A 25,782-nucleotide genomic window follows, 5' to 3' on the forward strand; every position below is an offset into this window, starting at 1 on the left:
CAGCTTATGCAGCCTTCCACATCCAACGAATTTCTGGTTTTCGCCGGAAACGCAAACCCCGCGCTGGCGCAGGAAATCGCCAGCAACCTCCGCATCAACCTGGGCGCAGCCGCCGTTGGCCGCTTCTCCGACGGGGAAGTCACGGTCGAAATCAAGCAAAACATTCGCGGACGCCACGTCTTTGTCGTGCAGCCCACTTGCGCGCCCACCAATGAAAACCTGGTGGAGCTTTTGATCATGGTGGACGCGCTCAAGCGCGCGTCAGCCGAAAGCATCACCGCCGTCATCCCCTACTTCGGCTACGCGCGGCAAGACCGCCGCCCGCGCTCCACGCGCGTGCCCATTTCCGCCAAGGTGGTGGCCAATCTGCTGCAAACCGTCGGCGTGGCCAGCGTGCTCACGATGGACCTGCACGCGGACCAGATCCAGGGTTTTTTCGACATTCCGGTGGACAACATCTACGCCTCGCCCGTGCTGCTGGGCGACTTGCGCCAGAAGAACTACACCGATTTGCTGGTCGTCAGCCCTGACGTGGGCGGCGTGGTGCGCGCCCGTGCGCTGGCCAAGCAGCTGGGCTGCGATCTGGCCATCATCGACAAGCGCCGCCCCAAAGCCAATGTGAGCGAAGTCATGCACATCATCGGCGACATCGACGGGCGCAACTGCGTCATCATGGACGACATGATCGACACCGCTGGCACGCTCGTCAAAGCCGCCGAAGTGCTCAAGGAGCGCGGCGCGAAAAAGGTTTACGCCTACTGCACGCACCCCATTTTTTCCGGCCCTGCCATTGACCGCATCGCCAACGGCACGGCGCTGGATGAAGTGGTCGTCACCAACACCATCCCCCTTTCCGGCGCTGCCACGCAGTGCCACAAGATTCGCCAGCTCTCGGTCGCGCCGCTGTTTGCGCAGACCATGCAGCGCATTGCGCGCGGCGAATCGGTCATGAGTCTGTTTCTGGAGCAGGACGGCCTGTTCTGATTCTGGAGACGGCCAGGCGGGCCTGCACGGCATCAGCGTGCGGGCCTTTTTTCATCAGAACCGGGCTGGTCGCGGCACGGTTCAAACAGGAGTCACACATGAAATTTGTCGCTTTTGAGCGATCCACGCAAGGCACGGGTGCGAGCCGCCGCCTGCGCAACGCTGGCAAGGTGCCGGGCATTGTTTACGGCGGCGAAGCCCAGCCGCAAATGATCGAGCTGGACCACAACGCGCTGTGGCAAGCCGTCAAAAAGGAAGCCTTCCACGCCTCCGTGCTGGAAATGGAGCTGAACGGCCAAACCAGCAAAGTGCTGCTGCGCGATCTGCAAATGCACCCCGTGCGCCAGCAAATCCTGCACGTTGATTTCCAGCGCGTGTCGGCCAAGACGCGCCTGCACACCAAAGTGCCGCTGCACTACAAGGGCGAAGAAGAATCGCCCGCCGTCAAGCTGGGCAAGGCGCTGATCAGCCCCGTGCTGACCGAAATCGAAATCTCGTGCCTGCCCGCTGATCTGCCTGAAGCCATCGAGGTCGATCTGTCCAAGCTGGAAATCGGCGCTACCTTGCACCTGAGCGATGTGGCTCTGCCCAAGGGCGTCAAGCCTGTTCTGCATGGCAAGAATGATCCCGTGCTGGTCACGGTGGTCATGCCTGCGGCAAGCAGTGAAAGCGAAGACGAGGCGCCAGCGCCAGCGGCTGATCAGCCAGCCGCCGAATAAGGCCGCCAGTCCGGAGCCAGAGCGTGGGCAGCGCGGCCAGGGCCGCGCCAGGCGCAAGCCACGGCAACTCGCCACAAACCGCCATTTACGTGGCGGTCCCTCCAGACTCCGCTGCTTTTCCTCTTCGGCTTTGCCCGCCGGGGCCACAAAAGCCTGCCAAGAACACTTGGCAGGCTTTTTTTGTGCCTTGGCCAGCTAAAAAACTGTTCACTATCTGCAAGTGGTCAGCAAGGTCCGCCTGCGGGCTTTTGTCCCATGCGGCCAGAGCATGAACAGGCTTTCAAAGGCCAGATGCACAGCTGCTGGCTGAAATGGCCCGCTGCCAGCTGGCCGCGTCCATGGTCTCGCACGACGTGACGGAAGCTGTCGCCTGTCCGGCACCGCCATCAGCATGGTCAGCCAGCCTCGCGTCCGCCTTGCCTGCCGATGGCGGTGCACCTCCGCCCCGTCTTCCGCCAGCGCGCGCTGCTGAAGGCAAGCTGAAAAAGGGCTGCCGCGCCGCTTCGCCTGCCAGCGCGGCTTCATGGCGCATTCACGGGCCGATGCGCGTGAGCCAATGACGCCCGGCGTCTGATTGCAGCCGGCCCGCGCCGGGGCGGGCAAGCCTGCACCGTCAAGATGAATCAAAACAGGAGCAAATTCAAAGGGGCATAAATATCATTCTGCGCAATATCCACTAGGACATCGCGCTATGGATAAAGGAGCTAAAAAGCCATTCTCCGCCGCACATGATCTCGCCTGAAATGCAGCCCGCTCCGCAAAGCGGGGGCTGCCCGCGCGGGCGGCGGTGGCATCCATGCGCTTGCGGCATGCCGCTTGGCCCATGAGCCATTTCACGCGCAGGGATTTTTCGTTTCGCCGTTCATGAGCTTCGTGGCTCGTGTTCCTTTTGCTCCAGCTTGCGCAGCTCTTTTTCCACTTGTTCGATTTGCGCGTGTGTCTGCGCCCGTGTTGGCGCGTCGTGGCCCAGGCGCGCTTCGATGCCGCGCACCAGCGGCATGATGAGCTGGCGGTAGGTGACGGAAAGCGACAGCAGCGCTTCGACCATGCGCTTTTCCTGGGCGCGGTCGCTGTGCTGGGCCAGATCGGCGGCGGCGCCCTGCAAGGCCTTGAGGGCGGCTGCCGTGGCGGACAGGGTGTCTTGCAGCTGGCGCTGGGTGGCCGCGTCGCCTTCCTTGATGCTGCGGGCCAGCGCGGTCAGGGGCCGTGCCAGGAGCATGTGGCCTTGCGTGAGCTGGCGGGCGAGTTTCTCGGCGGTTTTTTCGGGGTTGAGGGCTTCGAGGCTGCGTGAAATATCGAGCAGGCCGCGCGTGATGCGGATGGCGGGGTCGTCATCGGCGCCGCCCATCTGGCGCTGGCGGCGGAATTCGGCCTGCACTTGCTGCCAGCGGGCGGTTTCTGCTTCAGTGGCCTGGCCGGTGAGCTGGGCGAGCTGGAGCAGGTTTTCTTCCGCGCCGCTGGTGAGGGTCTGGGCTTCGGCGCGGTAGTGGTCGCGCAGCAGATCGCCGATTTCCTGCGGTGTCATCAGCGGGGTGACTTGCGGGGCCAGGCGCGCCATGTTGCGGTAGCTGCCTTGCAGCCGGAAGGGGGGCGACTGGCGGTAGCGGTCGTCTTGCGCGGCGGACTGGATGTAGGCCTGATTGACCTTGAGCAGCACGTCGCGCACGCTCATCAGGCGCACCAGCAGGTTGCGGATTTCTTCCAGTTCGGCGGCGCTGTAGGGGTGGGCCAGGCGGGCGGCGTCCACGGTCTCGCCCTGGGCCATGCGAACGAGCAGCTGCACGTCTTGCGGCTCGCGGCTGGCCAGCGGCTGGGTGACGGGGTGGCTGGTGAGGCTGTTTTCGATGTAGGAAAGGGCAAACGCTTCTTCGCGGCCCGTGAGCACGTCGCCCAGGTTGTAGATGTCGGCGCGGTTGGCGAGCATGTCGGGGATGCGGAAGACTTCGCCCGATTCGGTGTAGGGGTTGCCGGCCATGACGATGGCAAAGCGCTTGCCGCGCATGTCCCAGGTGCGGCTTTGGCCCTGCCATACGCCTTCGATGCGGCGGGTGCTGTCGGCCAGGGCGATGAACTTTTGCAGGAATTCGGGGTGGGTGTGCTGGATGTCGTCCAGATACAGCATGACGTTGCTGCCCATCGCCAGGCCGAGGTTGAGCTTTTCCAGCTCCTGGCGCGCGGCGCTGTTGGGGGCGGCGGCGGGGTCGATGCTGGTCACGCCGTGGCCCAGCGCCGGGCAGTTGATGCGCACGAACACCAGCCCCAGCCGCTGGGCCACGTATTCCATGAGCGTGGTTTTGCCGTAGCCGGGCGGGGAGATGAGCAGCAGCAGCCCGCTGCGGTCGCTGCGGCTGGCTTCGCCCGCCGCGCCGATTTGCCGCGCAAGGTTGGCGCCGATGAGCGGCAGATACACCTCGTCAATGAGCCGGTTGCGCACGAAGGTGGTGAGGGGCTGGGCCTGAAACTGCGCCAGGTGCAGGCGGGCGCGCTCTTGCTCCAGCAGCTCGTGCCGCAGGGTCTGGAAGGCGTGAAAGCCGGGCAGCACGCGCTCGCGGTGGCGGCGCACGCGCTGCCAGAAGTCATTGAGATCCAGCGCCAGCGCGCCGTTCGTGATGCGCGGGTGCTCGCTGCGCAGGCCGGTGACGGTGGCGGTGAGAGCGGCATTGACGCGGCGGCGCGCGGCGGCGCACGCCAGGCAGGTGGCGGCGTCTTCCACGCTGTCCGGGCGTGCGGCGCTGTCTTTGCCCTGGGCTTGCGCGAAGGCACTGGCCCACTGGCGGGCGATGCGCCACTTCTCCAGCGCAGCGGCGGCGGCCAGGTCGCGCTGCCAGGCCGCCAGCTGGCCGCCGCTGTCCAGCGAGCGCTCCAGCGCGGCAGCCAAGTCCTGCCCGCTGCCGCTGGCGGCCCAGGTCAGGCCCCCTTCGGCTTCGCCTTGCGCCAGCTCGCGCGCAAGGTAGGCGGCGGCTTCGCGGCACAGGCTGGCGCGCTCTTGCGCGTCGTCGGCGGGCAGCAGCTCTTGCAGCACATCGGGGTGTTCGGCCGCGAAGGCTTGCAGCATCAAATCCGCCTCTGCCGCAAGCGCATCAACGCTTTGGCGCTCTGAAAACAGTAGCGCAATGCCTTGCGCGGCGCGCGCGCGCCGGGCCAGCGATTCGCGCGCTTCGTCGCGCAGGCCGTTTTCCCACATCAGCAGGGCCAGCGCGCGGGCCGCGCCGCTGTAGATAAGCAGCCCGGCGGCGGCCTGCATGGGGGCAAGGGCGCGCACGATGGCCAGCGCGTCATCGTCATGAATGCCGCGCTGGTAGCCCTCCTGGTAGCGGGCGGCGGCAAAGCGGCGCAGCGGCTCCAGCAGGGCAGCGGGGGCGGCCGCTTCGCCGTTTTCAGCGGATTCAGCAGGGGCGGCAGGGTCGGCAAGGTCAGATTCGGCGAGCGCGGCCAGCAGCGCGTCCCAGCCGGGTTCGGCCTGGCCGGCCTGCACGGCGTCCAGCCACTGGGCGGCCAGCCATTCGGCGCGGGCCAGTTGCGGCGTTTCAGACGCCAGCGGCTGGTTCCAGAAAGGGCGCAGCGCCAGCAGGCGCTCGTCTCGCGCGGGGGCCAGGTAGTCGGTGCCGGTGATCTGCCAGGCCAGCGCGGGCTGGCCGCCTTCTTCATGCGCCACCAGCGTCAGGTCGATGGGCTGGCGATTGACGGTAAAGACGTGCTGGCCCAGGCGGATGCCGCCCGCGCCCCCTGCGGCGTCTTCAGCGGCCAGGTCGCGCTGGTCGCGCACGGCGCGCATGGCCTGCTCTTGCGCGGCCTTCAGGCGCGTGGCCAGGTCATCGGCCGCCACGGCCGCGCCCAGGCGGCGCAACTCGGCCACCTGCTCGCGCAGCTTGGCCAGCAGGGGGTCGGCGGCAAAGTAGCTGTGCACTTGCGCCATGTCGGCAAAGCTGGCCACGCGGCGCGGCACGCCGTCCAGAATGCGGCCCGCCGCGTCGGCCAGGGCCTTGGCGCGGCGCTGGCGCGCGTCCAGCAGGCTCTGGCGGCGCGCGCCCAGGGCTTCGTAAACGGCTTCGCGCTGGGCGGCAATGTCGGCCAGAAAGTCTTCCTGCTCGGCAAAGCGCGCCTCGATGTCTTCCAGCTGCGCCAGCAGGCGGGTGAGCGCCTCGTCGCATTTTTCGGGCGTGTCGGCCAGCTCCAGCGCGTTTTCCACGGCCTGGCCGAACAGTTTGAACTGCGCGCCAAATTCGGCCCGCTGCTCGCCTGCGCCCAGCGTGCGGCGGCGCTGGCGGGCCTCGGCGCGCAGACGGTTGATGTCGGCATACAGCCGCGCAATGCGGTCCAGGATGGCGGTGCGCTGCACGGCGTCGCCGCCCGGCAGCAGGCCGATTTGCTCGCTCAGCAAGTCCAGCCCGGCCGCTTGCGCGTCCAGCCCGGCCAGCATGTCGCCCACTTGCGTGGCGCTGCCCGCCTGCGGCAGCTGCTGGGTCAGTTGCGCCAGCGCCTGCTCTTGCGCGGCAAAGGCTTTTTCGCCGCCCAGAAATTGCAGGGCGCGCTCGCCCACGCGCTGCTGCTCGGCGGCCAGCTGCTGCGCCATGCCGTCGATGCGCGGCACATCGGCATAGCGCAATTCGCGCAGCGCATGCATCTCGCCCTGGCGCTGGCGCAGCTGCTCCAGCGCGTGCACGAAATCGGCGGGCTGGCGCCACATCTGCGCGGCCAGCTCGCCCAGCAGCTCGCGCGTTTTCGATTCGGCGGCGTCCAGTGCGCGCGCCGTGCTGGCGCGGATGGCCTCCACTTTCTCGAACTCGGCCAGCGTGGCCTGCGCCGTTTGCTCGATGGCGTGCAGGTCTTGCGCGGCTTGGCCGGCCTCTGGCGCGTCCAGCCAGAAGTAGGCATCGCGCGCGCGCTGGCACTGGCGGATGAGGTCTTCATACGCCGTGCGCGTGGGCGCTTGCTCGCGCACCGCGCGGGCAATGCCGTTCAGGTCGGAAATGCCGCGCACCAAATCGGCATTGCCCACGCGGCCATAAAAGCCCGTGCCGTGCCGCCCCGGCTGGCGGCTGGCGTATTCCTCCGTGGCAAAAGGCGTTTGCCACAGCTGCATGGGGTGTATGCGCGTGGCCTCGCCTTGCGTGGCCTGAAAAACCAGCACCCGCCCGTCATAAAACCGGGCAAAACCGTTGGCCATAATCGGCGCGGCCAGCCGCTTTTCAATCAGGTTGTATGTAAACAGGGCGTAATGCGGAATATCCAGATGCGAAATATCGGAGTGGCCCTGGCCTGATTTTCCGTTATGGGGCGTGCTGCCGTAAAAGATATACGCCACATCTTCGCCATTGGGCGAGCGCAACATGCGGGCAAAACGCAAATTGGCCGCCGTTTCGGCCGGCAAATCAAACTGCTTGTATTCGCCTGATTGCAAATAATAGCCGCCCGGAAAGATAATGCCGTGGTCTTCGGGCAATTGCACGCAGGAAGCGCCGATGGCATCAATGCGCACCACCTGCTGCGTGCGCTGGTTGTAAACCAGATAGCGCACCGTGCTTTCACGGTACGGGCGTATGCGCAGCAAAATCAGCCGGCCCAGTTTCGCGTAGGCAATTTCGGCATCGCCCAGCGCCTGGCTGGCGTCTTCCACCGGCTCGCTGTAAATGCCCAGGCCCGATTCGGTATTGTTTTCCACCTTCACGGTCAAATCGCCGCCCGTGGTTTCAACAAAAACCGTGTCCAGAATATTGATGTGCGGATGCCGCCCGCTCACGTGCTGCTCGCGCGTGACGGCCGTCCATTCAAAATCATGGCTGGCGGGCAGGGCAATATCGCGCTCGCCGCGGTTGTCCACATAAGTCAGGCTGCCGTCGGATTCATAGCGCCAGCGGAATACGCGAATATCCTGGTTTTGCTGCCCGATTTGAAATGAAGCCAGCACATATTCTTGCGTGTGCGTGAGCTGCCGCAGCGTGGCATGTTTGTAATAGGTATACAGCTCGCGGAAATCGGCCACAAAGCGCGCGTCTTGCAAAAAGCTACCCTCAATGGGCAGGGCGATCAGCTCGTCGCTTTCCGCCTCGCCCTCGGTGTGCGCCAGCTCGTAGAGCGCGAACACGTCGCCCACGCCCGTTTCCTGCCGCAAGCCCATGAACACGTTGAAGCCAAACAGCAGCTTGCCGGGGCCGATGCGCACCATGTCGCGCGCCACGCAGTTGTGCTCGGTGCGCGCGCGCGTGCGCAGCACCAGGCGCTGCTCGGTCTGCCCGAATTGCGCCTGCCGCCCGGCGTTGAGCGCCAGCGCCTTGTCCAGCAGCGCACCGCCTTGCGCTTGCAGGCGCTTTTTCAGCAGCTCATAGCTGCTGCTGGCGGCCACGGCGGCATCCACGGCATCTACGGCGGCGGCTTCGGGGTTTTCGGCGGCGCGTTCGGCGTTGCGTTCTTCAGGGGCATTCATGAGGGCGGTCCTTGGCGGATCAGGCGGGCGGGATGGAATGGGAAATGTGGAATGGGAAATGGGAGCGCGCCGCCAGCTCCATGCGGCCAGCAGCCTGGCGGATGCTATCGGAATGAACAGACGGAAACAGCGATGAACAGCAGGAAACAGACCGTGTCCGCGATGCGCCGCTTCACGCCCCCAGAGCCTGTTTGCAATCTGACCGTCAGGGGCAGAGGATCAGCGCGAACGGCAAGGCGCAAACGGATCTCGTGCTTCGGCGAGGATTTGCAACGCCCCAGATCACCCGAGGCTGCGCTTTCCGCACCCAAGGCGAACTTTGAACGGGCCTTCAGAACCCATGCTCAAAAAGAATGCCGCAGTCCCAGCTCAATGCCTTTGCGGCCTGGCTGACTGCGGGCTTGGTCATGCGCCACCGTGGCGTAGAGCAGGGTGCGCCGGGAGAGCTTGTGGCGGTAGCTCAAAGCCAGCAGCTTGCGGTCGGCCTGCGGCGCAGGGCCACGGTCATCGAGCCGCGAAAAAGCGGCGCGCCATTCGCCCGCGCCGCTGGGCAGCGCCAGACCGATCTGCCAGGCGGCGCGGCGGCGCCCCTCGCGGGCGCCTGCATGGAACTGGGCCATTGGTTTGATGAAGCCGAAATCCCATGCCAGGCCCGCTGATGCCACATGCCCGCCTTCGCCTGACTGGCCGTAGGCCACGGAGAGATCTGCCGCGCCACGCCGATAGTGCAGGCGAAGTGAACGCGCCCGGCGCCGGGGCTTTGCGCCGCCTGCGGCATGGAGCGAGACGGCGGCAGACAAGGCCAAACCCGCCAGCCGGGGGGTTTCGTAATACACGCCGTTTTCAAAACGCACGAAGGTGGCTGAAGCGTGGCCCAGCAGCAGGGCGCGCGTGCCTGGCGTGCCGATGCCGCCGTCCATTGCGTCATAGCTGGAAGCGGCGTAGCGCGAAGGCGAGTAAGAGCGCCCCATGCGCAGCGCGCCCCAAGGGCCGCGCAGGCCCAGCCAGGCCTGGCGGCCCCAGGGGCGGGCGGCGTCCACAGCGCCGTCTTTCAGGCTGATGCGGCTTTCAAGCTGGAACTGGGCGCGCAGGCCTCCGCCCAGATCTTCGCTGCCGCGCAGGCCGATGCGGCTGTGCGAGGCGCGATCCATGTGCCATTTCTGACCTCGGGCGCGGGTGAGATTGACGTCCAGGCGTCCATACAGCGTGACGCCGTCCTGTCCTTGCGCCACGGCGGGCGCGAAAAGGCTGGCGGCCAGCAGGGCCAAGGCCAAGCGGCCCGGGCGCGAATAGAAGGTTTTTTGCATCAATAAGAGGAGCAAATTTAGGAGCCAGAAATGGGCGCTCGCGCTCGTTCTACTAGGACCTAATGCTATGGAATAAGGAGCTGAATTGATGCCTGCTTGTGCCCGCACGGCAGCTGCGGGCGGACTGCCAGCGCCGATCAGTGCTTGACCAGGCCGCCATCCACAATCAGGTTCTGCCCCGTCACGGCGCGCGCCCAGGGCGAGGCGAAGAACAGCACGGCATCGGCCAGCTCGGCAGGCGTGGTCACGCGGCGCAGGGGCGTGCTGGCGGCAATCAGATCGAACACCGCTGCGGGCGTGGCGGCAGAAGCGTCGGTGGTGCGCAGCAGGCCGCCAGAGACCATGTTCACCGTGATGCCCTCCGGCCCCAGCTCCTGCGCCAGCGTGCGCGTGAGCGCCAGCAGCGCTGCCTTGGCTGCGGTGTAGTCGTGGTAAGGCACCACGGGGTTTTGCACGAGATTGGTGCCGATATTGACGATGCGGCCAAAGCCCTGCGCCCGCATGCCCGCCAGCGCCGCCTGCGTGGTGTTGAGCGCGGCGCGCACGCCTTCGAGCTGGCCGGATACGGCCTGCCAGCTCAGCGCATCGGCATGCGGACGGGCGTCGCCGTTGAAGCTGAAGGCAGGCAGCGCGTTGTTCACCACGGTGCAAACAGGCGCGCCAAAGTGCGCGCGCGCTTGCTCAAGCATGGCCTGCACAGCCTGCGCGTCACGCACATCCGCCTGCACGGCCAGCGCTTGGCCGGGGTGCTGCGCCGCCAGCGCGCGGGCCGCCTCCAGGCTATGCAGGCAGTTGATGAGCACGCGTGCGCCTTGCGCCAAAAAGGCCTCCGAAATGGCGCGGCCCAGACCGCGCGCGCCGCCCGTCACCAGTACGGTCTGCGCCGCCAGCGGCGGGCAGGCTGCGCTCGCAATTGCGTTCATGATGGTGTTTCCTTGCAAGAAAAATCGTTCAAATGTTGAAAAAAGTCGCTTATCATGCCGTCATTTTTCACTAGGGAGAACACGCATCATGTCTTTGGGATTGGGGCTTTTGCTCATCGTCGCCGTGCTGGCAGGCGTTGGCGCGTGGCTGTACATGAAGCAGCAAAACAAGTCATCCACCGCCTCCATTGACGACAACCGCTACGCGACGGAAGAAGCCATCTCGCCCGCGCACATCAGCTTGCTGATGTACCTGCGCGAGGCTTTCCCGGGCCGCGCCGTGCTGTTCCGCCCCCGCATGGATCAGATCATTTCCGTGCGCCACTCCGAAAACCGCGCTCTGGCCACCGCGCAACTGGCCGCGCATGTGGTGGATTTCGTCGTCTGCACGCCTGACGGCAAGGCCGAGCATGTGTTCGATGTGCGCATGCGCAGCGCCAACATCGACGAAAACCAGCAACGCCGCGAAACCGCCTTCAAAACCCTGGTGCTCAAGAGCGTGGATTTGCGGCTGCTGCGCATCCAGCGCTCGGTCAGCAAGCTGCCGCCGCCCGAAGAATTCGCCGCCAAGCTGGCCGAATCGCTGGGCCGCGCGCGCGACCCCATCGCCTCCTACTACATCAAGCAAGACAAAGGCGGCAGCCAGGCTGGCGGCAAACCAGCGGCGACCACCACCAGCCCGGCCAATCTCACCGACCTCATGGGCCTGCCTCCTGACAGCGAGCCGGGCAAGCTGAACAAATAAGACCCTGTCAGCAGTCCGTGGGCGCGAATGAGGCGCTTCGCCTCAAGAGGAAACGACGTCTGCCAAGCCGTGCATCAAGGCTTGCGGAAAATAGCAAGAAACGCGGATGCGAGGCAGGCTGCGCAACAGGCAGCTGGTATCGGCTTGTTGCGCTTTTTTATCAATAGCACCGAGTCCTGGCAAAACGGGCATGAATGCCTTTTTTCTCCTTGAACTCGCTCTTGCTTTAAAACGTCACAGACTGCCTGTGGTGCTATTTACCACCCGGTTTTCCAACGTGGCAGGGCATGCTGCCTGCTGGCACAAATGCAGCGAGCCTGAAACGAGCGGCATAAGCACATTGAAGCAGGCCCCAGGCGCCTGTTAAAGAAAGAGCGCGCACAAGAAAACAGCGCGGCACAAAACACATCGTAAGGGGCCATCTTACGCGGATGGGTGCTCTTGCGTGCGCCCTACCTCTCCAATAGGGGGCAGATGCGCTCAAGCTGTTTTCGGTTAATGTCGCTTGGATATTTCAGTTGGGTATTTTGGGTTGCTTTTCATCCCTCTTCATCAGGCCATGCGCAGAGCTTTTTTGGTTTGGTTTCTGGGCGGAGGATGCTGTAAATGTACAGCATATTACTGAGTGAACAACTTGAATTGGAAATTTCGCATGAGTATGTTTTCTGGCGCGTGTTTTCAATACGCTAACATAATACCCACACGACAGGTTGACTGTAATATCGTCAAACGATGGTGCGGTATTGAGGATGATTTTTAGAACAGCCTCCAGATGGGCAGAAATAAAAGACCATCCGGATCAGGCTGGCACAAAAGTATCTATGACCGGCCTGCTGTTTAATGAAATGCCACAAGGCCTGCGCGCGGAAAGAGGCGTGCTTCGTCCGGAGCAGAAGACCGGCGCGCCAGCCAGAAGGCAGCCTCTGTCCGGGGCTACCATCTTTTCATTTGCAGGTTTGGAACGCGGGAGCATTTGCGATGAAATGGGAAGGCAATCGACAGTCTGACAATGTGGAAGACCGGCGTGGTTCCGGCGGTAGCTTCGGCGTGGGCGGGCGCGGCATTGGCGTGGGCAGCGTCGTCATTGCGCTGGTGGCCTGGGGCGTGTTTGGCATCAATCCGCTGACCACGCTGGGTTTGCTGGCGGGCAGCGGACAAACACAGGTGGCGCATCAGGCGCCTGCAAGGCAGCCGCCCGCCAATGACCGGGATGCCGCTTTTGTATCTACCGTGCTGGCTTCAACCGAAGATGCCTGGCAGCAGGTGTTCGCTGCGGCAGGGGCGCGGTACCAGCCGCCGCGTCTGGTGCTGTACCGGGGCGCAACGCCTACGGCTTGCGGCACAGGGCAGGCGGCGATGGGGCCGTTTTATTGCCCTGGTGACCGCAAGGTGTATCTGGACATGGATTTTTTTGACACCCTGAGCCGGCAACTGGGCGCGCCGGGCGAATTCGCGCGGGCCTATGTCATTGCGCATGAGGTGGGGCACCACGTGCAGACGCTGCTGGGCACCACGCAGAAGGTAGATGCCTTGCGCGGGCGCATCAGCCAGCGCGAGCAAAACGCCTTGTCGGTGCGCGTGGAGCTGCAAGCCGATTGCTATGCGGGCATCTGGGCGCACCAGTCGCAACGGGCCAAACAGTGGCTGGAGCAAGGCGATCTGGAATCAGCCATCAATGCCGCCGCCCAGATCGGCGATGACCATCTCCAGCGCGAGCAGTCTGGCGTGGCCCGGCCCGACACCTTCACCCACGGCACCAGCGCCCAGCGCCAGCGCTGGTTTTTGACGGGATACAAAAGCGGCAGCGTGGCGGCTTGCGACACTTTCGGCGCGCAGTCGCTTTAAAACAGATCTACAACACCTTTGCCCGCTGACGTCAGCGCAGCGTGTGGGACGTGCTGCTGACGCTGCTGTACCAGAAGGTGCGCGCCAAGGCATGCGGGCCAAACCCAGCGCGGTCGTCATCGACTCCCAATCGGTCAAGACCGTCTCAAAAGGGGCAGCGCGGATATGACGCAAGCAAAAAAAATCTTGGGCGCAAGCGCCACATAGCCGTAGACCCGATGGGACTGCTGTCGGCCGTGGTGATGCACTCGGCTGGCATTCAAGACCGGGCAGGAGCCAGGGCTTTGCTGATCAGGCTGTTCATGCTTGCCTGGCTAATAAGTCAATCGAGAAGATTAAGTAAGGACGACGAAGTCAGCGTGGCCTCAGCTGAAGCATTCATCAGGATCGCTTGCGTCCGGCGCATGGCCAGACTTTTGGGATCGTTTTAAGGGCGGAATCTCAATTAAAAAGGAGCAAATTTGCAGGGCCAAAAAACCCTTTTCGCGCTGATTTCACCAAGACTTCATGCTATGAAATCAGGGGCAAATTCGCCTCCCCTCTTTCTCTTTCCGGCATGGCCGACATGCATGCCGCAGCGCGGGCTGCTGTGCAGCATGCGTGAAGCCTTGTAGCGATAGCGGTGTGGTTTGCTGCGTGGCGGCAGGCAGCCGCGAACAAAACGTGGGCTGCACCCATGGGCGGATTTCGTACAGGCTCTGAGGGCTTTGCCCTTGCCTGCCAGCCGCTGATGGACAGTTGAAGTGAGCCGTTGAAATCCGCAGCTCTCTATCTGGCATTGCGCTCCAGGCCTTCACGCACAAGCCTAGCAGCGCCCATGAACGCGGAAAACGGCCCGCTCTCGTCTGCCGTTTCAACATCCGGCTCACCATTGGCCCGGATGCCATTGACAGCCAGTGGACGCATGGCGTTGCTCAGACGGGTGTCTGGAGACATCTTGCGAGCCGTATTTGAATCCAGATTCAGCATGCGCCATTGACGACCGGCTGGCGTGGCATCAGCCAGGCTGGCCGCATAAGCCAACAGGCGTTCAACCAGCTTGCCACGCGCGCTTTCGTCGGGCGCTGCCGATACCAAGGCAGCCTGCAAAACACCAGCCCAATAGCCCAGCGTTGCCGCAGGGGTGTACGGCGCATAGGGCGCAGCTGGGGCATGGGATGTCGATGGCGCAGTGGCCGTGTTAAAGCGCTGTGGCGCTGGCTGCTGCAATTGCCCTCCTAACACCAGCCGTGCCAGCACATCGGCCAGGGGCTGGGTGTCGCCCGCGCGCAGCAGCGCCCGCGCCCAGTCGTGAAGCGCACGCCCGTCGCGCTCTTGTGCGTGTAGCGCCAAGGCCTGCACCACTTCGGGGGCCTGCGTGCCGGTCACCAGCGCCGTCACTTGCGTTACGGCCTGCGCATTGCCTGCGCGCAAAGCATCACGCAAGCTGGCGATGGTCTGCGCAGCTTGCTGGGGCTTGGGTTTGTGGTGAGCGGTCATGAAAGTGCTCCCGGCGCTGGGGGTGGCTTCGGCGTCGTGCCGGACAGGTTGTGAACACGCATCTTTGCACGCCACCAACAGCGCAATCAGGTTGACAAGCAGCCATGCATGGTCCAGCCCAGCCTTGCGCCTGTGCGTCAGGCGGATAAGCGTCCCTGGTTTCATGGCTGCGCGCTGTTTCTGACAAGAATCCATGTCGCTACGAAATAGGTCAATCGGATTCGACTTATATGCTGTCTCCTTATCTTTTTCTCCGTTCGGACGCTGGCGGGCGCTGCCAACAGGCAAAGAGGCATCCAGCAGTTTGGCCACGGCATCGTGCTTGGCACTGACGGATTGATCGTAGAAGGCTTTGGCTGCAACACCACTTCCCGTCGCGCCCGCAGTTACACCGGCACCGCCCAAAGGCGGCAGTCTCAGAACCACCACTGCGACCGTGTTGCTGATTAACGCATTGACGGTTTTTACCTTTTATTGGCGTCACTGAAATTAGGGCTATTGAACAACTCTGCGTGATCTTCCTTCAAGTCATTGCCCCGTGCCAAACGAACCTGAATCGCCCAACTGCCTATACGCTTTGGCATTTATGACCGATTTGGCATAAATAGCCATGGCTGCTTCTGAAAGCTTGCTCACCACCGCACTGGCATCTTCATTCGGTAAATCGGCTACCTCCTCCATGGGTTTTATTGACTGCGGCTGATGCTCCGCCGCCTCCACCCACTTGAGAGCAGGCGCATTGGCTAGCAGCTGAAAGAAAAAAAAAAACCCTCCATATAAAGCCTTTCATGGAAAAAATGGGAAAGCAACCGGTTCGGCTTGACTAAAAAGCCGCCAGAGGCCCTTCAATGCTGACAGCCTCAATTTGCTAACGGGGATCGTTCCCGGCTGGTGTTACTCGCTAGGCGGCCGTTGCGCGCGGCTGCCGCTGCCGCCCGATACAGACCCCGCACAAGCGGTTTTTCGCCGCCCGCAGGCGGGCTATGTGCATGCACCGCAAGCCTGAATGAATCAAAAAAAAGGAGCGAAAAACAGGGCATCAAAATATCAAGTGGCGCAGTATTTACTAGGACATTGCGCTACAAATAAAGTAGCAAAAATAACGTCTATCCGTCTGCTGTTGATACCCGTCCCGCGCCCTGGTGCGGACCACTACGGTTGCGGCGGCGCATCAGTGCATGGGAAACGCCAATGAAGATCTTGCAAAGCGCGGCGCAGGCGCGGCCAGTCAAAGCCGCTGCCGGGGTCATGCTTGCGGCCTGGGGCAATGTGCTCGTGGCCTGCCACGGCGCGGATGGGGAAGGCAGTAGCCAGCGCGCGGCACAGGGCGGCCAGCGTGGCGTACTGGGCGTCTTCAAACAGGCCGCCTTCCAGCCCTTCCAGCTCGATGCCGATGGAGTAGTCGTTGCAGTTGGGGCGGCCCTCGTAGCTGGAAGCGCCCGCGTGCCAGGCGCGCGCCTGCACGGGAGCGAACTGCCAGAGTTCGCCCGTGCGGCGGATGTAGAAGTGGGCCGACACTTGCAGGCCGCGTATCTGGCTGAACCAGGGGTGGGCGTCCCAGTCCAGCGTATTGGTGAACAGGCGCTGCACTTCGTCGCCGCCGTACTGGCCGGGCGGCAGGCTGATGGAGTGGATGACGACGAGGTCGATCATCACGCCCGCAGGACGCGCGCCAATGTTGGGCGAGGGGCAGCGGCGCGCGCCAGCTAACCAGCCGGCTTGCCAGACGGAGGCGGCGGGAGTAGCGGGAAAAGCGGGGTCAGGCTGCTTCGCCGTCATCGCCGTCGTTACCGCTTTCTTCGGCGTGGCTGCCGGGCGGAACGATGCCCAGGCGCGCCATGCGGTAGCGGATTTGGCGCAGGTTCAGCCCCAGGCGGGCGGCGGCGGCCGTGCGGTTGAAGCCCGTTTCATTGAGCGCGCGGATGAGCACCTGGCGCTCCTGCTCGTTGAGCCAGGCTTCCAGATCAGACGGCAGGGGCGTCTGGCCGCTGGCAACGGCCTCGCCCGGTGGCAGGCCCGCATCTGAAACGGGCGCGGCGGGCGGCGCGGCAGGCGCAGGCTCCAGCGAAAAAGGAGCGCCATACGCCTGGGCCGCGCGGGCCGTCTGCTCGGCGAAGGTGGGCGCGGGCGGCTGGAACGCGGCAGGCGCGGGAGGCGGCACGAAAGGCTGCGCCGCCACGGCGGATGGCAGCGGGTAAGGCTGCGGCGGCTGCGCGGACGCGGCAGGCTGGCCGTAAAACGGCGCTTGCGGGAGCGGCGCCTGAAGAGACGGTGTTTGAGGCGGCATTTGAGGCAGCGTTTGAGGCGTCTGAAACGCTTGGGGAGGCTGGGCATGCGGCGGCGCAGCCGGGTATGCCGCCGCGAGCGCTGGCGCAGGCATGGCGGCGGCAGGCGGCGGCCAGGCGGGCGTGGCGGCGGCGGCAATGCGCGCGGCATCGGCCCAGTCCAGCGCGCCGGGGCTGCCAGCAGGTGCTACCTCGCCCAGTGCCACGGCGCGGTGCAGCAGGTTTTCAAGTTCGCGCACGTTGCCTTCCAGTGGCTGGGAGGCAATGTCGCGCATGAGCTGCGGCGTCAGGGCCAGCGGCGGGCTGCCCGCCTCGCTGGCGATGCGCGCGAGCAGCGCTTGGCAAAGCAGGGGCAGGTCTTCGCGGCGCTCGCGCAGGGGCGGCACGATGAGTTCAATGACGTTCAGGCGGTAATACAAGTCTTGCCGGAAGTGGCCGGCCTGCACTTGGGCGGCCAAGTCTTTGTGGGTGGCGCTGACGATGCGCACGTCTACAGGCTCTTCCTGGGTGGCGCCCAGCGGGCGCACGCGCCGCTCCTGTATGGCGCGCAGCAGCTTGGCCTGCATGGCCAGGGGCAGGTCGCCGATTTCGTCCAGAAACAGCGTGCCGCCCGCAGCGGCCTGAAAAAAGCCGGCACGGTCTTGCGTGGCGCCGGTGTAGGAGCCTTTGCGTGCGCCGAAAAATTCGGCTTCGAGCAGGTTCTCAGGAATGGCGCCGCAATTGACGGGCACGAACGGCCCGCTGGCGCGGTGGCTGCATGCATGCACGGCACTTGCCACCAGCTCTTTGCCCGTGCCCGATTCGCCGTGCACCAGCACGGGGGCCATGCTGCGGGCCACTTTGGCTATGCGCTGCTTGGCCATTTGCATGGCGGGCGACTGGCCTACCAGCCGCGCCAGCGCCGCCTGGCCTTGCGGGCTGATGTCTTCGCCTTCGAATGCAGGCGCAGCGGGTGCAGCAGGCGCGGCAGGGGGCAGGGTGGCCGGAGCCGGGCGCGCCGCCGCAGCTTGCGGAGCGGCGGGCGCAGCAGATGCTGCCGGGGCAGCAGCCCTGGCAGGCGCGGGCGCGTCTTGCAAGGCGGAGGCGACAACGGTGCGCAGCTGTTTGAGTTCGACCGGCTTGGTGAGGTAGTCAAACGCGCCGGCCTTGAGGGCTTCCACGGCGGTTTCGGGAGAGCCGTAGGCCGTCACCATGATGCTGCGCTCCGGCCTTCTGGCGGCGGCCAGTTCGCGCAGCAGCTCCATGCCCAGGCCGTCAGGCAGGCGCATGTCGGTAATGAGCACGTCAAACGTGGTTTCAGCCAGGGCGCTGCGGGCTTCGGCCAGCGTGCTGGCGGTCTGCACCTGATGGCCTTCGCGGATGAGGGCCAGCTCGTAGAGGGTGAGCAGGTCGGGTTCGTCATCAACGACAAGAATGCGTGCGGCTGTAGTCATGGCGGTCAGGCGGGATCATTGAGCGCAAGCTGGGGCTGCACGGGCACGGCGGCGGGCGCGGCAACGCGCTCAAGGGTGACGAAGAATTCGTTGCCTTCCACAAGCTGCCCCTCATACAGACGCGAGGCGCGTTCGTAGGCGATGGCGCCGCCGTGGCGCTGGCACAGCTCGCGGCAGATGAAAAGCCCCAGGCCGCTGGAGCGGCTTTCGGAAGAAAAAAACGGCTCGAACAAGTGGCGTTGCACGCCCGGCTCCAGCGCAGGGGCTTTGCTCCAGACCGCCAGGCGGGCCTGCTTCGCAGAGACGAGTTCCGTCACGACCTGAATGGCCCCTTCGCCTGGCGCGGCATAACGCAAGGCGTTGTCCAGCAGATTGACCAGCACGCGGTGCAGATGGTCAGTGGTGAAGCGCACCTGTGCGTCTTCGCCCCTGAGCGTGATGCGCAGATTGCCTTTGATGCCGTGCTGGCGCACCCAGCCGGTGCAGATATCGGCCACCTCTTCGTCAAGCGCGATTTGCTGCAATGTGCCCGTGCTGCCTTCGTGCTGCACGCGGGCAGCGTCCAGCACGTCATTGACGATGCGGCCCAGCCGCTGGGCGTTTTGCGCCACCATGCCCGACAGGCGCCGCATGGCCGGATCGTCCAGCTGCTCCAGCAACAGCGCGTTGGCCTGGCTGATGGCCGCCAGCGGGTTGCGGATTTCATGCGCCACGGCGGCCGACAAACGCCCCATCGCGGCCAGCTTTTCAGTGCGCACGCGCGCCTGCATTTCGCGCAAATCCTGCATGAAAAACACGCACAGGCCCTTGGCGCTGGGCATGGGCGCGGGCGTGTGCTGCACGCGCGCCAGCGCGTGGCGTGCAGTCTGCCCCTCGCGTTGCAGGGTGATTTCAGCCGTGCGCTCCTGCCCGTCGGCCAACACCTGCCGGGCCAGCGCCACCAGATCGGCCCAGGCGGCATCGTCCGTCAGCGCGAAAGAGGCGGGCGTGACCACCTCGTCCGTGCCCAGCATGGCGCGCGCGGCCGGGTTGGCGGCGCGCACCGCAAGCTGCTCGTCCACAACCAGCAGGCCATCGTGCATGTATTCGATCACCAGGTCATTAACCAGCGTTTGCAGCAGAGCCTCGGCGTGCGCGCGCCGGCCCTGGCTTTCTTCCTGCTTGAGCCGCGCGGCCAGCTGGCTGGTCAGCAAAGCCAGCACGAACAGGCCCGCGCCGCTGAGCGCCGCTTGCGAGAAGCTGTCCACCGACACGCGGCTTTCCGTCAGATAGGTCCAGCCCGCGTTAGACAGCAGCAGCAACGTCGCCACGGCCGCCGTGCCCAACGCCAGTGCCCGGGTGGCCAGCATGGCCGTCATCAGCACCGGCACCACGAACAGCGGCGTGTAGCTGGCGGCTTCCTGCCACCAGTGCAGCAGGGCGAATACCAGCAGATCCACGCCCGCCACCCACAGCCAGCGCACGCCAGCGGCGCGGGCGGGCGGCGGCGTCAGCCACAGGCGGGTGACCAGCGTGATAACCAGATAGGTGACGCAGACCCACACCGCCACCTGCGGCGCCGGGCGGCCCATGCCCCACGCCAAGCCCTGCAAGGCCAGCAGCGCCAGGGCGATGAGCGTGCGCGCCGTCAAAAAGGCATTCCACAGTCTCGTGAAGCTGCGGCGCGTCTCTGGCGGCTGGGGCCACTCGGCCGCACTGGCGGCGGTCAGGCGGTTCAGCAGCCGCGCTTCGGCAAAACGGGCCTGTTCTGCGGAGGAAGAATTCACTCTTTTCTCTCCCCAGTGCGGGATGACGCGTCCTGCTCAGCCTTTGCCTGATGCGCCGCGCAGCAATACGCGCCACGGGCATCTTGCAAGGCTTCGCTGGCAGGCGTCTGCGTGCCGCACACCAGACAGCGAAGCATGGGCTGCGGGGCGGGGCGGGGCGGGGCCTCGCGGCTGACTTGGCGCATCTGCCGCAGCTGCCTTGCCAGGCGGCCCACCTGCGCCAGCCGCCGCAGCCACCACAGCCCGGCCACCACGGCCAGCAGCACCAGCAGCTTCATGCCGTGCGCTCCAGCAGCACTTCCAGCACAAAGCGCGAGCCTACATACGCCAGCAGCAGCAGCGCCGCACCTGCGTAGAGCACATGCACGGCGCGCCGCCCGCGCCAGCCCAATTGCCAGCGGCCCAGCAGCAGCACGGCGAACGTGGCCCACGACAGCAGCGTGAACACGCGTTTGTGATCCCAGCGCCAGCCCGTGTGCTGGCTGCCATACAGCGTTTCGCCAAAAATGCCGCCAGCCAGCAGCGTGGCCGACAGCACGATGAAGCCGGCCGTGATCAGCCGGAACATCAACCGCTCCAGCGTCAGCAGCGGCACGCCGCTGGCGTTTTGTGCGCGCTGGCGCAGCAGGCGCTCGGAGCGCAGCATCAGCCAGCCGTGCGCTGTGGCGGCAGCAAACAACCCGTAGGAAGCGATGCCCAGCGCCCAGTGCAGCGGCAGCAAGGGCGATTGCGTGGGCGGAAGTTTCTGCCCCGGGAAAAACAGCGCCAGCAGCACCGCCGCCGAGCCAAAACCGGCCAGCGCCCAGCGCGCACGCAACTGGGGCAGCACCTGGCTTTCCACCACATACACCGTCACCACCAACCAAGCCGTCACGGACAGCGCCTGCGCGAAGCCAAAGCGCGCGCCGCCATGTCCGCCCAAGAGCGCCCAGCCCAGCGCCGCCGCATGCAACGCCCAGGCCACCACCAGCGCCCAGCGCGCACGCCTCTCGCCCAGCGCACGCCAGGCCAGCGCCGGCACGGCGTAAGCCAGCGCCGCGCCCGCGCCCAAAAGCACGCCTTCAAGAGGGGGGCTGGCTAAAATCATGCGCACAAGTTTAGCGGCTGGCCCCTCTGCGCAAGGGGCTTTTTCATGGCTCTTTCACGCTTTCGCCACCGCTGCTGCCCTCTTGGCTCTTCTTTCGCGCCTGGCGCGCGATTTCCCGATTTCCCTTGTCCGCGCCGCATTCCAGCGCCCTTTTCCATCGCCCTTCCTGACATGGCCTCCGCCCTTACCGAAAAACTCTCGCGCCTGGTCAAGCACATCAGCGGCCAGGCCCGCATCACCGAAAGCAACGTGGCCGACATGCTGCGCGAAGTGCGCATGGCCCTGCTGGAAGCCGACGTGGCCCTGCCCGTGGTGCGCGACTTCATCGCCCGCGTGAAAGAAAAAGCGCTGGGCCAGGAAGTGCTGGGCAGCCTCAAGCCCGGCCAGACGCTGGTGGGCATCGTCAATCGCGAGCTGGCCGCCACCATGGGCGAAGGCGTGAGCGACATCAACCTGGCCGCGCAGCCGCCCGCCGTCATCCTCATGGCCGGCCTGCAAGGCGCGGGCAAAACCACCACCACGGCCAAACTGGCGCGCCACCTGATCCAAAAGCGCAAGAAAAAAGTGCTCACCGTCTCGGGCGACGTGTACCGCCCCGCCGCCATCGAGCAGCTCAAAACCGTGACGGCGCAGGCCGGCGCCGACTGGTTCCCTTCCTCGCCCGATCAGCAGCCGCTGGACATCGCCCGCGCCGCCCTGGACCACGCCCGCCGCCAGTACTACGACGTGCTGCTGGTGGACACCGCAGGCCGCCTGGCCATTGACGAAGCGCTGATGCAGGAAATCAAAACCCTGCACGCCGCCCTCAAGCCCGTGGAAACTTTGTTCGTGGTCGATGCCATGCAGGGCCAGGACGCCGCCAACACCGCCAAAGCCTTCAGCCAGGCGCTGCCGCTCACCGGCATCGTGCTCACCAAGATGGACGGCGACTCGCGCGGCGGCGCGGCGCTGTCGGTGCGGCAAATCACCGGCGCGCCCATCAAATTCGCGGGCACATCCGAAAAAATCGACGGCCTGGAAGTGTTCGACGCCGAACGCCACGCGGGCCGCATCCTCGGCATGGGCGACATCGTGGCCCTGGTCGAGCAAGTGGCCGAAGGCGTGGATTTGGCCGCCGCCCGGAAGCTGGCCGAAAAAATGATGAAAAAAGGCAGCGGCTTCGACCTGGAAGACTTTCTCGGCCAGCTCCAGCAAATGAAGCAAATGGGCGGCCTGGGCAGCTTCATGGACAAACTGCCCACCCAGCTGGCCGCCAAAGCCAGCGAAGCCGACCTGGCCCGCGCCGAAAAAGACATCCGCCGCAAGGAAGGCATCATCAACAGCATGACCCCCGAAGAGCGCCGCAAGCCCGAGCTGCTCAAGGCCAGCCGCAAGCGCCGCGTCGCCCAGGGCGCGGGCGTGCATGTGCAGGAGGTCAACCGCCTGCTCAAAGAGTTCGAGCAGATGCAGGGCATGATGAAACAGCTCAAAGGCAGCGGCCTGATGAAGCTCATGCGCCGCATGGGCGGCATGAAGGGCTTGGGCGGCCTGCTCGGCGGCGGCCTGCCGCCCATGCCTCCCGGAATGGGCGGGAAAGGGCCGTTTTAAGAACCTGTTATAAAAGTTATCCAAAAAGCCTGACCGTGCGCCGAATGCAAGCGATCTTGACGAAGGCTTCAGCTGAAGCGACAGTACTTCATAGCCTTCGGAGAACCTTCTCGATTGACTCAGCCAGGCAAAGGTTCTTTCCACAATCCAGCGCTTGGGAAGCGCCTTGAAGATGCGCTGCTGGCAGCGCTTGATCACCTGCATGTTCCATGCCAAACATGCTCAGTGCCCTATTGATCAGACGGCCCGAGTAGCCGCCATTCACAAAAACAGTCTTGAGGCACTCAAAACGCAAGAACAGCCTCACCAAAAAAGCCCTGACACCCACTCGGTCCTGAATGCCTGCCGAATACACCACCACGGCCAGCAGCAGCCCCATTGTGTCTACGGCCATGTGGCGCTTGCGCCCTTTGACTCTTTTGCCTGCATCATATCCGTGCTGCCCGCTTTTTTGAGACGGTCTTTAAGGCGTACCGTTCTATTAGCAGCGTTTTCGCGATAAAACCAGCAACGCTGCACATGAATGCTCCTAGGCCGAATCGACATTCCCCCCACCCACAAGGGAATCGATGCGAGGTAGAGGAAAGCCAGGAAGTGGGAGGGCTTGCGGTCGAAGCGAGTGGCGATGCGGCGAAACTGTTTGAGCCTGGCAAAGCAACGTTCGATGCGATTGCGTAGCCGGTACAGTGCCTTGTCGTAGGCACGCGGTTGCTGGCAGCTGCGAGGCGGGTTCACCGGCTGGGCGCCGAGCGAGTGGATCTGCGCCACCAGTTGCCGGCTGTCATGGCCTTTGTCGGCCAAGACGCACTTGGGCTTGAACCCGGCCAGCAGCGCTGGCGCTTGCGTGATGTCGTTACGCTGGCCGCCAGTGAGGATAAATCGCATCGGGCGGCCCTGGCCATCCACCGCCATGTGGATCTTCGTGCTCAGCCCTCCTGGGCAACGCCCCAGAGCCGGGTGCGTTGCCCCCCTTTTCCGGTCGCCGCCTGTGCGTGCGCCCGGACAATGCTGCTGTCGATCATCAGATACTCGTTGCTTCGATCCTGAATCAGGGACTGCAACACCCGCTCCCAGATGCCCTTGGCCGCCCAGCGGGTGAAGCGCTTGTGCACGCTCTTGCAGGCTCCGTAGCGCGTCGGCAGATCACTCCAGCGCGCCCCGGAGCGCAACACCCACAGCACGCCATTGACGAAGCTGCGGTTGTCCGCTGCCGTACGCCCAGGGTCACTGGCCTTGCCTGGGAGCAGATCTTCGATCCGCTCCCATTGGGTTTGGGTCAATTCGTAGCGGCTGGGCCGCGGATGCTTGGTCTCGGACGTCCGCCGAAGATACCGGATGAATGTCGATTCGGCCTAGTAGCTGTTCTTCTCAATTCACGCAACTCGGTGGCCCCTTCGATGGAGTCATCGAATGCAACGACTCCGCTGTTAGCGAAGTCAGAAGAGCAAACGCAATTGGAGTTACTATCGATATTCGTCCTTCTTCATCCAGCAAACAAAAAGGCCTACCAATAGCTGGCAGGCCTTAATATTGGTTGCGCGGGAAGGATTTGAACCTCCGACCTTTGGGTTATGAGCCCAACGAGCTACCAGGCTGCTCCACCGCGCGATAAAAGAAATTATATTGTACCTTATTCTTTAGCTTCCTGCAAGTCACTGCTCTCAACAACGGCATCAGGTCTGTCTACCAGCTCAACAAAAGCCATCGGAGCGTTATCCCCTACGCGAAACCCCATCTTCAAAATGCGCGTATATCCTCCAGGACGGGCTTGATAGCGAGGCCCCAGTACGGCAAACAGCTTGACAACACTATCGCGATCGCGCAGACGATTAAACGCCAAGCGTTTATTAGCCAAAGAATCCTTCTTCGCAAGCGTGATCATGGGTTCAATGACCTTGCGCAGCTCTTTGGCCTTAGGCAAAGTCGTCTTGATCGCCTCATGCTCAATCAGCGAATTCATCATATTGCGCAGCATCGCTTGACGATGGGCGCTGGTGCGGTTGAGTTTGCGTAAACCATGACGGTGACGCATAGTGCTTCCTTTCTTTGCTTATAAAAGACCGCCGTATCAGGTACGGCCTTCGGCACATGGCGCCATTCATGGCGCACAAAAGAACGACATCCAGCGGACATCATTCCAAAACTTCTCACTCATTCAATTAGCGCTTATCCAAACCCAAGGGCGGCCAATTTTCCAGCTTCATGCCAAGCGTCAGTCCACGAGAAGCCAGGACCTCTTTGATCTCATTAAGTGATTTACGCCCAAGATTCGGTGTTTTCAGCAACTCGTTTTCCGTTCTCTGAATCAAATCACCTATATAATAAATGTTTTCAGCCTTCAGACAGTTGGCCGAGCGCACCGTTAATTCCAATTCATCAACAGGGCGCAACAAGATTGGGTCGAAACGATCCGCCGCCCCCTTCTGTGTTGACTGGTCGAAGGCCGCCAGCTCGTGCCCTTCCAGCTGAGCAAATACTGCCAACTGCTCAACCAAAATCTTGGCTGCCGCACGAACAGCATCCTCAGCACTGATCGTGCCATTTGTCTCAATATCCAAAACCAATTTATCAAGATCAGTGCGTTGCTCTACACGCGCACTTTCTACGGCATAACTAACGCGGCGAATCGGCGAAAAAGACGCATCAAGCACTATTTTCCCAATTGGCTTAGATCCCTCATCAGCGTAACGCCGGACATTGCCAGGAACGTAACCTCTGCCCTTCTCCACCCGAATCTGCATATCCAGCTTGCCGCCCTGCGAAAGCGTAGCAATAACATGCCCAGGGTTCACAACTTCTACATCATGAGGCACCTGGATGTCTGCTCCAGTTACCACCCCCTCTCCATCCTTACGCAGAGTTAGCGTCACCTCATCGCGGTTATGCAGTTTAAAGACGACTCCCTTGAGATTCAGCAGAATATTAACGACATCTTCCTGTACGCCATCCAGAGTTGAATATTCATGAACAACGCCCGCAATCGTTACCTCAGTAGGAGCATATCCTACCATGGATGACAACAACACACGCCGCAAAGCGTTACCCAAGGTGTGACCATATCCCCGCTCAAAAGGCTCTAATATCACCTCAGCTCGATTGTCATCCAAAGATTCGACCGTAATACTTTTGGGTTTCAGCAAATTTGTTTGCATATTCCGAACTTCCTCTCAATACCTGCGGTTCGTTGCACCGGCAAGG

General features: G+C 63.6%; 20 protein-coding genes, 1 tRNA gene and 2 pseudogenes. 6 read left to right on the forward strand and 17 right to left on the reverse strand.

The window, feature by feature from the left end; genetic code table 11:
• Positions 1-6: 6 nt before the first annotated feature.
• Both C1720_RS04250 and C1720_RS04255 read left to right on the forward strand, forming a co-directional pair.
• The gene (locus C1720_RS04250) at positions 7-984 is read left to right on the forward strand and encodes a ribose-phosphate pyrophosphokinase (protein WP_050715458.1); all 978 of its coding nucleotides are present in this window, start codon (positions 7-9) and stop codon (positions 982-984) included.
• Positions 985-1,082: 98 nt separating this feature from the next.
• Entirely contained in the window at positions 1,083-1,703 is a 621-nt protein-coding gene (locus C1720_RS04255) for a 50S ribosomal protein L25/general stress protein Ctc (protein ID WP_102283347.1), read from the forward strand.
• A gap of 862 nt (positions 1,704-2,565) precedes the next feature.
• Here the strand turns inward: C1720_RS04255 and C1720_RS04265 are convergent.
• The 3 genes from C1720_RS04265 to C1720_RS04275 all read right to left on the reverse strand — a co-directional run bounded on the left by C1720_RS04265 (position 2,566) and on the right by C1720_RS04275 (position 10,357).
• A complete protein-coding gene (locus C1720_RS04265; RefSeq protein ID WP_102283349.1) occupies positions 2,566-8,127 on the reverse strand; it encodes a DNA repair ATPase in 5,562 nt (1,853 codons plus the stop codon).
• A 344-nt stretch (positions 8,128-8,471) separates the two neighbouring features.
• Positions 8,472-9,434 carry a porin gene (locus tag C1720_RS04270; RefSeq protein WP_102283350.1) on the reverse strand — a complete coding sequence of 321 codons (963 nt, stop codon included), beginning with the start codon at positions 9,432-9,434 and terminating at the stop codon, positions 8,472-8,474.
• A 137-nt stretch (positions 9,435-9,571) separates the two neighbouring features.
• A complete protein-coding gene (locus C1720_RS04275) occupies positions 9,572-10,357 on the reverse strand; it encodes a 3-oxoacyl-ACP reductase (RefSeq protein WP_102283351.1) in 786 nt (261 codons plus the stop codon).
• Between the two features lie 88 nt (positions 10,358-10,445).
• Between C1720_RS04275 and C1720_RS04280 the strand changes: the two genes are divergently transcribed.
• Entirely contained in the window at positions 10,446-11,102 is a 657-nt protein-coding gene (locus C1720_RS04280; protein WP_158241626.1) for a DUF2726 domain-containing protein, read from the forward strand.
• Positions 11,103-11,144: 42 nt separating this feature from the next.
• Here the strand turns inward: C1720_RS04280 and C1720_RS13620 are convergent, their stop codons facing one another.
• Positions 11,145-11,294 (reverse strand): hypothetical protein, encoded by a 150-nt coding sequence (locus C1720_RS13620; RefSeq protein WP_158241627.1) that lies wholly within the window; start codon positions 11,292-11,294, stop codon positions 11,145-11,147.
• Positions 11,295-12,080: 786 nt separating this feature from the next.
• Here C1720_RS13620 and ypfJ point away from each other — a divergent pair.
• Both ypfJ and C1720_RS14180 read left to right on the forward strand, forming a co-directional pair.
• Positions 12,081-12,947: a KPN_02809 family neutral zinc metallopeptidase gene (gene ypfJ, locus C1720_RS04285; RefSeq protein WP_050715453.1), complete on the forward strand. Its 867-nt coding sequence runs from the start codon at positions 12,081-12,083 to the stop codon at positions 12,945-12,947.
• A gap of 77 nt (positions 12,948-13,024) precedes the next feature.
• On the forward strand, positions 13,025-13,378 hold the full coding sequence (locus C1720_RS14180) for a transposase (RefSeq protein WP_439650767.1): 354 nt from the start codon (positions 13,025-13,027) through the stop codon (positions 13,376-13,378).
• Positions 13,379-13,715: 337 nt separating this feature from the next.
• Here C1720_RS14180 and C1720_RS04295 read toward each other — a convergent pair whose 3' ends face one another.
• The 8 genes and pseudogenes from C1720_RS04295 to C1720_RS04320 form a co-directional block, all read right to left on the reverse strand.
• A complete protein-coding gene (locus C1720_RS04295; RefSeq protein ID WP_199170951.1) occupies positions 13,716-14,831 on the reverse strand; it encodes a hypothetical protein in 1,116 nt (371 codons plus the stop codon).
• Positions 14,832-14,954: 123 nt separating this feature from the next.
• Entirely contained in the window at positions 14,955-15,107 is a 153-nt protein-coding gene (locus C1720_RS13625) for a hypothetical protein (RefSeq protein ID WP_156304086.1), read from the reverse strand.
• A gap of 471 nt (positions 15,108-15,578) precedes the next feature.
• Positions 15,579-16,205 (reverse strand): 1,6-anhydro-N-acetylmuramyl-L-alanine amidase AmpD, encoded by a 627-nt coding sequence (gene ampD, locus C1720_RS04300; RefSeq protein ID WP_102283355.1) that lies wholly within the window; start codon positions 16,203-16,205, stop codon positions 15,579-15,581.
• Positions 16,186-16,713, reverse strand: a complete 528-nt coding sequence (locus tag C1720_RS14700) for a helix-turn-helix domain-containing protein (protein WP_199171019.1) — start codon at positions 16,711-16,713, stop codon at positions 16,186-16,188. The genes ampD and C1720_RS14700 overlap by 20 nt, the downstream gene beginning before the upstream one ends.
• A gap of 21 nt (positions 16,714-16,734) precedes the next feature.
• A pseudogene (locus C1720_RS04305) lies at positions 16,735-18,144 on the reverse strand (sigma-54-dependent transcriptional regulator); the annotation flags it as partial.
• A 5-nt stretch (positions 18,145-18,149) separates the two neighbouring features.
• Complete coding sequence (locus C1720_RS04310) at positions 18,150-19,910, reverse strand: ATP-binding protein (RefSeq protein ID WP_102283357.1); 1,761 nt, start codon at positions 19,908-19,910, stop codon at positions 18,150-18,152.
• Positions 19,907-20,188, reverse strand: a complete 282-nt coding sequence (locus C1720_RS04315; protein ID WP_102283358.1) for a PP0621 family protein — start codon at positions 20,186-20,188, stop codon at positions 19,907-19,909. Before C1720_RS04315 ends, C1720_RS04310 begins: the two co-directional genes overlap by 4 nt.
• A complete protein-coding gene (locus C1720_RS04320; RefSeq protein WP_050715448.1) occupies positions 20,185-20,997 on the reverse strand; it encodes a cytochrome C assembly family protein in 813 nt (270 codons plus the stop codon). The genes C1720_RS04315 and C1720_RS04320 overlap by 4 nt, the downstream gene beginning before the upstream one ends.
• 171 nt (positions 20,998-21,168) lie before the next feature.
• On the opposite strand from C1720_RS04320, the gene ffh reads away from it, so the two are divergent.
• A complete protein-coding gene (gene ffh, locus C1720_RS04325; RefSeq protein ID WP_102283359.1) occupies positions 21,169-22,584 on the forward strand; it encodes a signal recognition particle protein in 1,416 nt (471 codons plus the stop codon).
• A gap of 88 nt (positions 22,585-22,672) precedes the next feature.
• Here ffh and C1720_RS04330 read toward each other — a convergent pair whose 3' ends face one another.
• The 5 genes and pseudogenes from C1720_RS04330 to C1720_RS04350 all read right to left on the reverse strand — a co-directional run bounded on the left by C1720_RS04330 (position 22,673) and on the right by C1720_RS04350 (position 25,736).
• Positions 22,673-22,978, reverse strand: a complete 306-nt coding sequence (locus C1720_RS04330) for a hypothetical protein (RefSeq protein ID WP_102283360.1) — start codon at positions 22,976-22,978, stop codon at positions 22,673-22,675.
• Positions 22,979-23,136: 158 nt separating this feature from the next.
• Positions 23,137-23,921 (reverse strand): annotated as a pseudogene (locus C1720_RS04335) (IS5 family transposase); the annotation flags it as partial.
• 194 nt (positions 23,922-24,115) lie between these two features.
• Positions 24,116-24,192 (reverse strand) — tRNA-Met (locus C1720_RS04340).
• 22 nt (positions 24,193-24,214) lie between these two features.
• On the reverse strand, positions 24,215-24,616 hold the full coding sequence (gene rplQ, locus C1720_RS04345) for a 50S ribosomal protein L17 (RefSeq protein WP_102283361.1): 402 nt from the start codon (positions 24,614-24,616) through the stop codon (positions 24,215-24,217).
• Between the two features lie 127 nt (positions 24,617-24,743).
• Positions 24,744-25,736, reverse strand: a complete 993-nt coding sequence (locus tag C1720_RS04350; RefSeq protein ID WP_050715443.1) for a DNA-directed RNA polymerase subunit alpha — start codon at positions 25,734-25,736, stop codon at positions 24,744-24,746.
• Positions 25,737-25,782: the final 46 nt, after the last annotated feature.

Origin of the sequence: Ottowia massiliensis, assembly GCF_900240305.1 — a bacterium.
Taxonomy (GTDB): domain Bacteria; phylum Pseudomonadota; class Gammaproteobacteria; order Burkholderiales; family Burkholderiaceae_C; genus Ottowia; species Ottowia massiliensis.

Excerpts from the sequence above, each read along its gene's own strand:
- C1720_RS04350 (WP_050715443.1), bottom strand. The coding sequence starts at position 25,736 with ATGCAAACAAATTTGCTGAAACCCAAAAGTATTACGGTCGAATCTTTG.
- ffh (WP_102283359.1), top strand. The coding sequence starts at position 21,169 with ATGGCCTCCGCCCTTACCGAAAAACTCTCGCGCCTGGTCAAGCACATC.
- C1720_RS04270 (WP_102283350.1), bottom strand. The coding sequence starts at position 9,434 with ATGCAAAAAACCTTCTATTCGCGCCCGGGCCGCTTGGCCTTGGCCCTG.
- C1720_RS13620 (WP_158241627.1), bottom strand. The coding sequence starts at position 11,294 with ATGCCCGTTTTGCCAGGACTCGGTGCTATTGATAAAAAAGCGCAACAA.
- ampD (WP_102283355.1), bottom strand. The coding sequence starts at position 16,205 with ATGACGGCGAAGCAGCCTGACCCCGCTTTTCCCGCTACTCCCGCCGCC.
- C1720_RS04250 (WP_050715458.1), top strand. The coding sequence starts at position 7 with ATGCAGCCTTCCACATCCAACGAATTTCTGGTTTTCGCCGGAAACGCA.
- C1720_RS04255 (WP_102283347.1), top strand. The coding sequence starts at position 1,083 with ATGAAATTTGTCGCTTTTGAGCGATCCACGCAAGGCACGGGTGCGAGC.
- rplQ (WP_102283361.1), bottom strand. The coding sequence starts at position 24,616 with ATGCGTCACCGTCATGGTTTACGCAAACTCAACCGCACCAGCGCCCAT.
- C1720_RS04265 (WP_102283349.1), bottom strand. The coding sequence starts at position 8,127 with ATGAATGCCCCTGAAGAACGCAACGCCGAACGCGCCGCCGAAAACCCC.
- C1720_RS13625 (WP_156304086.1), bottom strand. The coding sequence starts at position 15,107 with ATGGAGGAGGTAGCCGATTTACCGAATGAAGATGCCAGTGCGGTGGTG.
- C1720_RS04330 (WP_102283360.1), bottom strand. The coding sequence starts at position 22,978 with ATGGCCGTAGACACAATGGGGCTGCTGCTGGCCGTGGTGGTGTATTCG.
- C1720_RS04315 (WP_102283358.1), bottom strand. The coding sequence starts at position 20,188 with ATGAAGCTGCTGGTGCTGCTGGCCGTGGTGGCCGGGCTGTGGTGGCTG.
- C1720_RS14700 (WP_199171019.1), bottom strand. The coding sequence starts at position 16,713 with ATGCCGCCTCAAACACCGTCTCTTCAGGCGCCGCTCCCGCAAGCGCCG.
- C1720_RS04275 (WP_102283351.1), bottom strand. The coding sequence starts at position 10,357 with ATGAACGCAATTGCGAGCGCAGCCTGCCCGCCGCTGGCGGCGCAGACC.
- C1720_RS04280 (WP_158241626.1), top strand. The coding sequence starts at position 10,446 with ATGTCTTTGGGATTGGGGCTTTTGCTCATCGTCGCCGTGCTGGCAGGC.
- C1720_RS04320 (WP_050715448.1), bottom strand. The coding sequence starts at position 20,997 with ATGATTTTAGCCAGCCCCCCTCTTGAAGGCGTGCTTTTGGGCGCGGGC.
- ypfJ (WP_050715453.1), top strand. The coding sequence starts at position 12,081 with ATGAAATGGGAAGGCAATCGACAGTCTGACAATGTGGAAGACCGGCGT.